This is a genomic window from Agrobacterium sp., assembly GCF_032092815.1.
Classification (GTDB): Bacteria; Pseudomonadota; Alphaproteobacteria; order Rhizobiales; family Rhizobiaceae; genus Agrobacterium.
This window is the reverse complement of the sequence record NZ_DAMDBP010000063.1, coordinates 14,504-18,068: the sequence shown is the minus strand read 5'-3', so window position 1 is coordinate 18,068 and position 3,565 is coordinate 14,504. Positions and strand designations below refer to the sequence as shown.

The window sequence follows — 3,565 nt, the reverse complement described above, 5'->3', positions numbered from 1 at the left end:
TATACGCCCATCTGAATCACAGCCGTCAGTTCAAATCAATGGGTCCTGACCCTAACAACATGCAGACATTGAGTGCAAAGATCACACGGGATGCGTTGTACTCCTACGCACAGCAGGTTTTCAAACCAGATAATGTCGCCGTGCTGACACGGCTACCGCTTACACCTGTGAAGCAATAGGACGCTTTGAGTAAAACCTAATTGGCACTGCTCGCAACGAGCATCTGATGTCTGCCGATTGGCAGCATCAGTGGTCGGCCAGATGTCGGATCAATAATGATACGGCTTTCAAGGCCGAAAACCTCGCGCACGGTATCTTCCGTCAAAACCTCTTCCGGTTTACCTGACATGTGCAAGCGACCGCCTGCCATCGCAACGAGATAATCGGCATATCGCGCCGCCAGATTGAGATCGTGAAGCACCATGACGATAGTCGTGCCGCGTGTCTGATTGAGATCGGTCAACAGATCGAGAACCTCAACCTGATGGCTGATGTCGAGAAAGGTTGTCGGTTCGTCCAGCAGCAGAATGTCCGTCTGCTGGGCAAGGGCCATGGCAATCCACACACGTTGCCTCTGGCCGCCCGAAAGTTCATCCACCGGCCGTTCAGCAAGTTCAACGGTTTTGGTGGCGGTCAGCGCTTCCGCAACCGCCTCATCATCCCTAACCGTCCAGCGCGCGAACATGCCCTGATGTGGATGTCGGCCACGGCTGACCAGATCAGCGACCAATATGCCTTCCGGCGCGATCGGCGACTGGGGCAAAAGCCCCATGATCCTCGCGAGGTCTCGCGAAGGCATTTTGTGGATGGATTTACCATCGAGCAGCACATGCCCGTCTCGCGGCACAATAAGCCGCGACATTGTCCGCAGCAAGGTTGATTTTCCGCAGGCATTGGCACCCACGATGCAAGTGATTTTGCCCTGCGGCACGGCGAGCTCCAGCCCATCCAGAATGACACTGTCACCATATCCGGCAGAAAGCTGGTTTGCAGTCAAAGAATGCATAATCATAACGAACCTCCGGCACGATTGACGCGCACGATAAGGAAAATCAGATAGGGAGCGCCAAGCGCACCGGTTACCACACCAACCGGGTAACGGCTTGGCAGCAGAAACTGCCCGCAATAATCACCGAGCAAAACCAAAGTCGCCCCCACCAGCGCCGCCGGCAATAGGAAAGAGCCATTGTTCCCCATGATGCGCGCGGCAATTGGCCCAGACAGAAATGCGACAAAGGCAATAGGTCCGGCAACGGCCGTCGCAAACGCAATCATGCCGACCGACGTGATGATCACGATGATGCGGGTTCTTGCGACACGAACACCCAGCGCGGCTGCGGTATCGTCACCAAGCCGCAAGGCTTCAAGATCGCGGGCGCGGCTTAACAACAACCCGCCAAACACTGCTAACGCCAAAAGAAGGGGCAAGGTCTGTCCCAGTTGAGCACCGTTAACGCTACCGGTTAGCCAGCGCATTGCCTCCTGCAGGCTCCAGGCCGGCGCGACAGATAATATGTAAGCAATAAAGCTCTGCAACATTGCCGAAACGCCGATACCGACGAGGATCAGCCGTGTCCCGGCCACACCATTGCGGAAAGACAGGGCGTAGACCAGAAGCGCAATAGCAAGACCGGAAACTACAGCAAAGATTGAAACGACCGGACCGCTTAACGACAGAACAATAATGGCAAAAACTGCAGCAGCGCTGGCACCCGAACTGATGCCGATAATGTCAGGGCTGGCGAGCGGATTACGCAGCATGATCTGGAAGGCCACACCGCCCATGCCGAAACACAGACCTGCCAGAATGGACAACACAGCGCGCGGCAGTCGCAACTGGCCAACTGTGAAGCTGAGCCCCGGAATGTTATCACCCAGCAGCACGCGCATGACATCTCTTGGCGGTGTAAAACTTTGGCCTGACATCAACGTCAAAGCAAAAACGGCGACCAGCAGTGTCACCAGGCCGGTTAGAATATTCCTGCGGCGCAGTGTCCGCTCGCGACGATTGCCGGCAATGGAGGCGATAACAGAAGAAAACATCGTCACAGTTCACGCACCCGTTGTCGTCTGACAATCCAAATAAAGAATGGCGCACCAACAAGCGCGGTGACGATGCCAACATCCAGCTCAGATGGGCGCGCCACGATGCGCCCCATAATATCTGCGGCGAGAAGAAGACAAGCTCCGCCAAGTGCGGAAAAGGGCAGAAGCCAGCGGTGGTCAACGCCCACCAGCAGTCGGCAGAGGTGAGGGACAACCAGGCCAAGAAAGCCAATCGGACCACAGATAGCCGTCGTTGCGCCACAGAGAAGAATGGCGCCAAAAGAAGCGACAGCCCTGGCGGTGGCAACCCGCTCTCCAAGCCCCGCAGCCAATTGGTCGCCCAAGGCCAGCGAATTGAGTTGTCGGGCCGAAAACAGGCTGATCAAAAAACCGACGATCAGAAAGGGCAGAACATTTGAAATTCGGTCGAATGTTGCGCCGCCTACGCCACCGATTTGCCAGGCAAGGATGCCACCCGCGATATCGTTGCGCGGCAAGACCACGGCAATAACCATCGATGAAAAGGCGACGGACGTGGCCGCTCCCGCAAGTGCGAGCTTGAGCGGCGTTGCGCCACCGCGCCCCAACGAGCCGACGACATAGACAAATACTGCCGCAACGCCTGCGCCGAAAATGGCAACGATAATATAGGCCTGTGCCGATGCAATGCTGAACCAGGCAACGCCGATGACAACGGCGAGCGACGCCCCCATATTGACCCCGAGAATACCGGGATCGGCCAGCGGGTTACGGGTCACACCCTGCATGATGGCGCCGGCCAGCCCAAGGGCAGCACCAGCCAGCATGGCCAGCACAGTCCTTGGAATACGAACCGCAACGGCTGCCTGGCTGATATTGTCCGTTCGGCCGCTCAAGGCAGCGAAAATATCGTTCCAGGAGACATCACGCGTGCCGATCGCCGCCGACAAGGCACACAATAGGATGAGCGCTGCAATCACCAGGGACAATCCAATAAGACGGGAACGACGAGGCCGCCCGGAAAAAGCCTTTGCAGCGGGCAACCGGGCCTTGTCGAACATCATCTGGATTTTCCAGCTGCGTCAGACAGCAGTTTTACATAATCCTTGAGCACCCAGGAGATGGACAGTGGAGTAGGGTTCGAAGCCGTTCCCAGCGGATTGCGTCCAAGCATGACGATCGCGTCCTTGGCAACTGCCGGCATGCGAGAAAGCAACGGATCGGCATGAACCGCATCCAGCAATGCCTGGCTGCCATAGGTCACGACAATATCAACATCATCAAACGCATCGACACGTTCGGCGCTCACACCTGCCGCAAACTGTCCCTTTATGGTGGCGTCGAGCACGCTCTTAGGCGACGTCAGACCCAAATCCGCAAAGAATTTCACCCGCGTATCATTGGCAGTGTAGAAGTTGACGATGCTCAGATTGGTCGTATCAAGGTGAGTCACGAACATGGCGGACTTGCCTTGAAGTTGCGGATGCCCGGCCACTGTGTTGGCTATTTCCTTTTCAATCGTCTTGATCAGCGCTTCGCC

General features: G+C 56.5%; 4 protein-coding genes. All 4 read right to left on the bottom strand.

The annotated features are described in order from the left end of the window. Nucleotides 1–196 precede the first annotated feature (196 nt). Nucleotides 197–1,012, bottom strand: a complete 816-nt coding sequence (locus RT613_RS22185; protein ID WP_313618547.1) for an ABC transporter ATP-binding protein — start codon at nt 1,010–1,012, stop codon at nt 197–199. Beyond that, nucleotides 1,009–2,043 (bottom strand): iron ABC transporter permease, encoded by a 1,035-nt coding sequence (locus tag RT613_RS22180; RefSeq protein ID WP_313618546.1) that lies wholly within the window; start codon nt 2,041–2,043, stop codon nt 1,009–1,011. The genes RT613_RS22185 and RT613_RS22180 overlap by 4 nt, the downstream gene beginning before the upstream one ends. 2 nt (nt 2,044–2,045) lie before the next feature. Further along, nucleotides 2,046–3,089, bottom strand: coding sequence for an iron ABC transporter permease (locus RT613_RS22175; RefSeq protein WP_313618545.1), 1,044 nt, complete (start codon nt 3,087–3,089; stop codon nt 2,046–2,048). Then, nucleotides 3,086–3,565: ABC transporter substrate-binding protein (locus RT613_RS22170; protein WP_313618544.1), on the bottom strand; the 480-nt coding region annotated here is incomplete at its 5' end. The genes RT613_RS22175 and RT613_RS22170, both read right to left, overlap by 4 nt.

Coding starts and splice junctions, on each gene's coding strand:
- RT613_RS22175 (WP_313618545.1), bottom strand. CDS start 3,089: ATGATGTTCGACAAGGCCCGGTTGCCCGCTGCAAAGGCTTTTTCCGGG.
- RT613_RS22180 (WP_313618546.1), bottom strand. CDS start 2,043: ATGTTTTCTTCTGTTATCGCCTCCATTGCCGGCAATCGTCGCGAGCGG.
- RT613_RS22185 (WP_313618547.1), bottom strand. CDS start 1,012: ATGATTATGCATTCTTTGACTGCAAACCAGCTTTCTGCCGGATATGGT.